This window comes from Lysobacter antibioticus HS124, from assembly GCF_000336385.2.
Classification (GTDB): Bacteria; Pseudomonadota; Gammaproteobacteria; order Xanthomonadales; family Xanthomonadaceae; genus Lysobacter; species Lysobacter firmicutimachus.
Genome location: NZ_HG424475.1, coordinates 4115 through 10370 on the forward strand (window position 1 = coordinate 4115; position 6256 = coordinate 10370).

Consider the following 6256-nt stretch of genomic DNA (forward strand, 5'->3'; position numbering starts at 1 on the left):
CCGCCAGGGTCTGGGCGAACGCGGCCTGCGCGGCGGCGTCGCCGGGCTTGCCGCTCCAGCGCGACCACAGTCCGTGCAGACGCCCGCGATCGCGGCTCAGGGCCCCGTCGATCGCGCGCCGCGCTTGCCGTAACGCAGCGCTCGCATCGGCGTGGCTAGACTGTTTGGAAGACTCGGTATTCATCGATAGATCGTCTGCATCGCAGCGCCAGAAACAAACCATTTCACATCCGCGGCGACAGCGCCTATTGTCGCCGCTAACGCCCGGCACCATATCCGGCGAACGTCCACCCCATCCGCATCGGAACAGGAGTCCCGCATGGCCAAGTCCAACCAGTCCGACAAGAACAAATCCGGCAAAGCCAAGCCCGCCGGCCCCGCCGCGTCGCCGGCCCCGGGCGATCGCGCGCCCTCGATCGATATCGGGATTTCCGCGGCCGATCGCAAGACCATCGCCGAGGGCCTGTCGCGGTTCCTGGCCGACAGCTACACGCTTTACCTGAAGACCCACAACTTCCACTGGAACGTGACCGGGCCGATGTTCAACACCCTGCACGTCATGTTCGAAACCCAGTACACCGAGCAGTGGACCGCGCTGGACGAGATCGCCGAGCGCATCCGCGCCCTGGGCTTCAACGCGCCGGGCTCCTATGCCGAATTCGTGCGCCTGAGCTCGATTCCGGAAGAACCGGGACTGACCGACGCCGCCGACTGGCGCGAGATGGTCCGCCAGTTGGTGATCGGCAACGAGGCCGTGTGCCGCACCGCGCGCAAGGTACTCGACCAGGCCGACGACGTCGACGACGCCCCGACCGAGGACCTGCTGACCCAGCGCCTGCAGACCCACGAGAAGTACGCCTGGATGCTGCGCTCGCTGCTGCAGTAATCCGCTTCGCCCCGGTGCCGGCATGGCTCACCCTGCCGCCGGCGGCCGCGATCGCGGCCGCCGGCGCCTGAAGCGCGGAGGCGGCGGGCAGGCGCGGCGAAACGCCTGTCTGCGCATCATACCCGTCGCCGCCAGGGCCAATATCCGAACGGCGCCATGACCCCGCCCAGTCCCCTTCCCGCGGGCGCCCGCGGCCTCGGCCTCGGCACAGGCGGCCGCGAACGCCGCCAGTCCGTAGGCCATCGGCGCTGCGCCGCCGCTCCGCCCGCCACGGCCTGAATCCTTTACCCACGCCCAACCACGCCGCATTCCGCCCCCGCCCGGGCCCCTGCTCCGAACGGCGCCGCCGGGCCAGCCGTTAAACTAGCCGGCATGTCCTCCGCACTCGAACTGCTCCACCGCGTCTTCGGCCATACCGCGTTCCGCGGCGAGCAGGCGCAGATCGTCCAGCACGTGACCGACGGCGGCGACGCCCTGGTGCTGATGCCCACCGGCGGCGGCAAGTCGTTGTGCTATCAGCTCCCCGCGCTGCTGCGCGACGGCTGCGGCCTGGTGGTCTCGCCGCTGATCGCGCTGATGCAGGACCAGGTCGAAGCGCTGCGCCAACTGGGCGTGCGCGCGGCCTACCTCAACTCGACCCTGGACGCGGCCGCCGCGGCCGAGGTCGAACGGCAGTTGCTGGCGGGCGAGCTCGACCTGCTCTACGTCGCGCCCGAGCGCCTGCTCGGCGCGCGCTGCCTCAACCTGATCGACCGCGCGCCCATCGCCCTGTTCGCGATCGACGAGGCCCACTGCGTCTCGCAATGGGGCCACGACTTCCGCCCCGAGTACCGCGAACTCACCATTCTCCACGAGCGCTGGCCGCAGATCCCGCGCATCGCCCTGACCGCGACCGCCGACGCGCCGACCCAGCGCGAGATCGCCGAGCGCCTCAACCTGGAGGACGCGCGCCGCTTCGTCAGCTCCTTCGACCGCCCCAACCTGCGCTACCGGGTGGTGCACAAGGACAACGGCAACCGCCAGCTGCTGGATTTCCTGTCCGGCCACCGCGGCGAAAGCGGCATCGTCTATGCCTTCTCGCGGCGCCGGGTCGAGACGGTGGCCGAGCAACTGGTCGCCGCCGGCATCCGTGCCCTGCCCTACCACGCCGGCATGGACGCGTCCCTGCGCGCGGCCAACCAGCGCCGCTTCCTGCAGGAGGACGGCGTGGTCATGGTCGCGACCATCGCCTTCGGCATGGGCATCGACAAACCCGACGTGCGTTTCGTCGCCCACGTCGACCTGCCCAAGTCGATCGAAGGCTATTACCAGGAAACCGGCCGCGCCGGCCGCGACGGAGAGCCGGCCGCGGCCTGGCTGTGCTATGGCCTGGGCGACGTGGTCAATCTGCGCCAGCTGATCCAGCAGGGCGAGGCCGGCGAGGAGCGCAAGCGCCTGGAGCTGCGCAAGCTCGATTCGCTGCTGGGCTATTGCGAATCCACCGAATGCCGGCGCCAATCGCTGCTGGGCTGGTTCGGCGAAGCGCATGCCGGCGCCTGCGGCAATTGCGACAACTGCCTGGACCCGCCGCGCAGTTGGGACGGCACCGAGGCCGCGCGCAAGGCCCTGTCCTGCGTCTACCGCACCGGCCAGCGCTTCGGCGCCGGCCACGTCATCGACGTGCTGCGCGGGGTCGAGAGCGAAAAGGTCTCGCGCTTCGGCCACGCGTCGCTCAGCACCTACGGCATAGGCCGCGACCTCGACGCGCGCCAGTGGAGCAGCGTGTTCCGGCAACTGGTCGCCGCCGGCCTGCTGGAAGCCGATATCGAACGCCACGGCGCGCTGCGCCTGACCGCGGCCAGCGCACCGGTGCTGCGCGGCGAGCGCAGCCTGCGCTTCCGCGCCGAAACCGCGAAAGCCAGCGGCGGCGCGCGCCGTTCGCGCAACGGCGGCGGCGCCGCAGCGGTGGCGGCGATGGAGCTGGACGAGGACGCGATGGTGCGCTTCAACGCACTGCGCGAATGGCGTTCCAGCACCGCGCGCGAGCAGAACGTACCGGCCTACGTGATCTTCCACGACGCCACCCTGCGCGCGATCGCCGAGCACTCACCGGAAGACCTGGACGAACTCGGCCGCATTCCCGGCATCGGCGCGAGCAAGCTCGAACGCTACGGCGACGCGGTGTTGCAGCACTTGTTCGACCACCGCTGAACGCCGAAAGCGGTACAGGCAAGGCAAACGGACGCAGGGGCCGAGCAGCACGCCCCCTGCGATGCCTTACTGCAGCCGGTACGAGAAAGTCAGGTTCCAGCGCGCCTTGCGATCGTCGGTTTCCAGCGGCAGGTCCGCGGTCGGCTTGGCGTAGGCGAAATCGACGTTGTAATGGCGGTTGTCCGACAACCGCACGCCCAGACCGACCGAGCCCAGGTCGTCGATCGGCGGCCGGCCGGTGTTCAACGACACCCGCGCGTGCTGCACGACCAGATACGGCACCACCGACTTCATCCAGCGCGCCTGCGGACGGAAATTCCGGCTCAGCTCCAGCGATGCGCCCCAGCCCTTGTCGCCGACCGCCTCGCCAGGATCGTAGGCCAGTGCGAAGCGCGACGCGCCGAAACTGATCTGCTCCGAAGAGGGCAGCCGGTCGCGGCTGTACTGGCCGGTCGCGCGCAGCACCGCCAGGTAACGCTGCTCCTGCCAGCTGCGGCTGTGCGCCAGCCCCAGGCTGTAGCGGGTAAAGGCCACGTCGCTGGGCGCCGGCAGTCGCACGCCGGGCAGGTTGGTCAGCGTCGCCGATTGCGCCCCCCAAGCGTCGAAGCCGCGGCCGATCGCCAGGCTGACCTGGCTGGCGCGATCCTTCTTGGCCTGGGCGTAGTCCAGCGAGACCTGCGCCACCCGGGTGCGCGATCGCTGGTCCAGCCACACGCCGTTGTCGAGGTTGCGGTAGATGTCGGACTGATTGGCGCCGTACAGGCCGGCGCCGACGAACAACGAACGCTCGGTGCGCAGCAGGATCGGATAACGCGCGCTCAACGCCAGGCGGTCCTGTTCGACCCGATGATCGAGGAAGTCCGGCAGCGGGCTGCGCGTGGCCGGTTCGCCGCGATAACGGGAGGCGTCGGCGCGGCCGGTCCAGCCGTCGCTGCCGAACAATTGCGAATAGCCGGCGCCGTAGAAGCGCTCGTCGCCGCGCCCGTCCGGGTACAGTGCCGACAGCGTCCATTGCTCGGCCAGCGGCGTCAGCGCATTGAGGCTGAGGCTGATCAGCCCCTGGGTGCCGGGATGATTGAACTCCAACGCCCAACTCGCGTCGTAGCGCTTGGCGGCGACATCCAGTTCGAGCGTGGTCGCACCGTCGGTGGTGGTCGGCGCCGGCACGTTGACGCCCAGCGTCGCGCCGGGCAGGAAGCCGAGAATCTGCGAATAACGTTCGAAGGTGGCCTGGCGCAGCGGACGATCGTCGAGGATGTGCTGCGCGATCGCGCGGATCTTGCGCTCCAGCTTGCCCGGCTTGCCGCTCAGGCGCAGTTGCGCGACATAGCCCTCGACCGCGATCACCCGCACCACGCCGTCGGCGAAGTCCTGGGTCGGGACATAGCAGAAAGACAGCGCATAGCCCTGCTTGCGGTACAGCTCGCTGCAGGATTGCGCCGCCGTCAGCAGTTCGGCGACGGTGATGGTCTTGCCGGCGAGCGGACTGAACAAGGCGGTGATCTGTTCGGCCGGCACCGACTTGACCCCGGACACGTCGAACCGGCTCGGCGTGAGCTGCAAGGCCAGCAAGGCCGCCATTTCCGGATTCTGCTGCGGCGCTACCGTCGTGCGCACCGTCGGTTCGGTGCGCGGCGCGGGCGCCTGGGGAAGGGTTTGCAATGGGTTGCCGGTCGGCAATCGGGTCTGGGAAAACGCCGGGGCGGCGCCGCCTGCCGCCAGCGCCAACGCGAGTAAGCAATGCCGCTCCCACGCACTCGTCCGCATGCACGACCCCTGTGTTGTACGCCGGGCGGGCGGCTGCGCCGTCCCGCTCGCGTCTCGCTCGTGCGCGACGCCGCGTCCTCGTCCCGTGCGGCGCCGTCGCGATGCAACCGGCGACTGCATCGCATCGTTGCCAAACCGGCGTGATGCCGGCGTCGCGACGCGGGAACGGACGTGACGTCCGTTCCCGCGCACACGCTCCCCTGCTCGTTCGCTTACTTCTTCTTGCCCAACAGACCGGTGCCGAGCAGTCCGCCCTTGCCGTCGGTGCCGCTGACCGCGCCGCCGAGCAGGCCGCCGTTCTGGTTGTTGAGCGGGGTCGCCGCCGCCGCACCGTTGACCACGGTATTCAAGGCCTGGGTCACCGGCTGCAGCACGCCGCCGTTGGTCGCCGCCGCGGCAGTACCGCCGACCGTGGTCACGACACTGCCGGCGCTGGACACCGCGCCGCCGAGCGCGCTGGTCGCCGGCGCCAACGGCGTGGAGGCGCCGGCGCTGGCGACCGCCGCACCGAGATTGCCGACCGTGCCGCCGAGCCCGGCGACGCCGCCGGCCGTCGAGCCTACGGTGATGCCGGCCGGATTGGCGATGCTGCCGGCATTGCCCATGCCGGCGGTGATGCCGGCGCCGACCGTGCCGAGATTGCCGCTGACGCCCTGCACCGCACCGCCGACCAGGCCGGCCGCGCCGCCGGGTACCGGCGCCCCGGCGATCTGGCCGCCCAGAGTGCCGCCGGCGGCGGCTACGCCCGAGGTCACGCCGCCGACGCTGCGCGAGACATTGGCCACCAGGTTGCCGCCGCCGTTGCCGCCGGCCGTGCCGCCGTTGGCTTGGCCGATGCCGGCGACCGGATTGAGGATGCCGCTGACCGCGCCGGTCAGGGCCTGGCCGGTCGAGCCTTCGAGTACGCCGCCGACCTGCGCGCCCGCGGTCTTGATCGTGCCGCCCGCCGTCGATACCAAACTGCCGGCCGCGCTGGTCAAGGGCTGGATCGGCGAGCCTTGGAAGGCGCCGACCGTGGCTACGGTCTAGCCGAGGTCGTCGACCGCGGTGCCGGCATTGATCACCACCGTATCCAGACCGGCCGCCGTGGTGCCGACCGGATTGGCGATATTGCCGGTCTGGCCGAGGCCGCTGCTGGTCGCGGTGCCGAGGCTGCTGACCGTCTTGCCGACATCGTCGACGACCTTGGCCAGACTATTGGACGTCGGCGTACTGCCGCCGAGGATCACCTGGTTCGGAATCTGCCCGCTGAGCCCGCTGATGGCGCCGCCGACGGAGTTGAGCAGGTTGCCGCCGGTCGTCGCGACCGAACCAATCGGATTGCCGGGGGCCGAGGTACCGGTGCCCGGATTGCCCGGAGTACCGCCACCGCCGCCGCCACCGCCGCCGGAACCGCCGCCTCCCGAGCCGCCG

The 6256-nt window shown here is 70.5% G+C and carries 5 protein-coding genes and 1 pseudogene; 2 read left to right on the top strand and 4 right to left on the bottom strand.

The window, feature by feature from the left end; all coding sequences use genetic code 11:
- On the bottom strand, positions 1–184 hold a 184-nt coding region (locus tag TX83_RS23795; protein ID WP_261370061.1), incomplete at its 3' end, for a hypothetical protein.
- Between the two features lie 222 nt (positions 185–406).
- On the opposite strand from TX83_RS23795, the pseudogene TX83_RS07930 reads away from it, so the two are divergent.
- Both TX83_RS07930 and recQ read left to right on the top strand, forming a co-directional pair.
- Positions 407–886: pseudogene (locus TX83_RS07930) on the top strand (Dps family protein); the annotation flags it as partial.
- A 372-nt stretch (positions 887–1258) separates the two neighbouring features.
- Positions 1259–3076: a DNA helicase RecQ gene (recQ, locus tag TX83_RS07935; RefSeq protein WP_064747404.1), complete on the top strand. Its 1818-nt coding sequence runs from the start codon at positions 1259–1261 to the stop codon at positions 3074–3076.
- 66 nt (positions 3077–3142) lie between these two features.
- On the opposite strand, the gene TX83_RS07940 is transcribed toward recQ, so the two are convergent.
- The 3 genes from TX83_RS07940 to TX83_RS07950 all read right to left on the bottom strand — a co-directional run.
- A complete protein-coding gene (locus tag TX83_RS07940; protein WP_186442546.1) occupies positions 3143–4693 on the bottom strand; it encodes a ShlB/FhaC/HecB family hemolysin secretion/activation protein in 1551 nt (516 codons plus the stop codon).
- A 362-nt stretch (positions 4694–5055) separates the two neighbouring features.
- Complete coding sequence (locus tag TX83_RS07945) at positions 5056–5823, bottom strand: collagen-like triple helix repeat-containing protein (protein ID WP_186442547.1); 768 nt, start codon at positions 5821–5823, stop codon at positions 5056–5058.
- A 45-nt stretch (positions 5824–5868) separates the two neighbouring features.
- On the bottom strand, positions 5869–6256 hold a 388-nt coding region (locus TX83_RS07950), incomplete at its 5' end, for a collagen-like triple helix repeat-containing protein (protein ID WP_186442548.1).

Coding starts and splice junctions, on each gene's coding strand:
- recQ (WP_064747404.1), top strand. CDS start 1,259: ATGTCCTCCGCACTCGAACTGCTCCACCGCGTCTTCGGCCATACCGCG.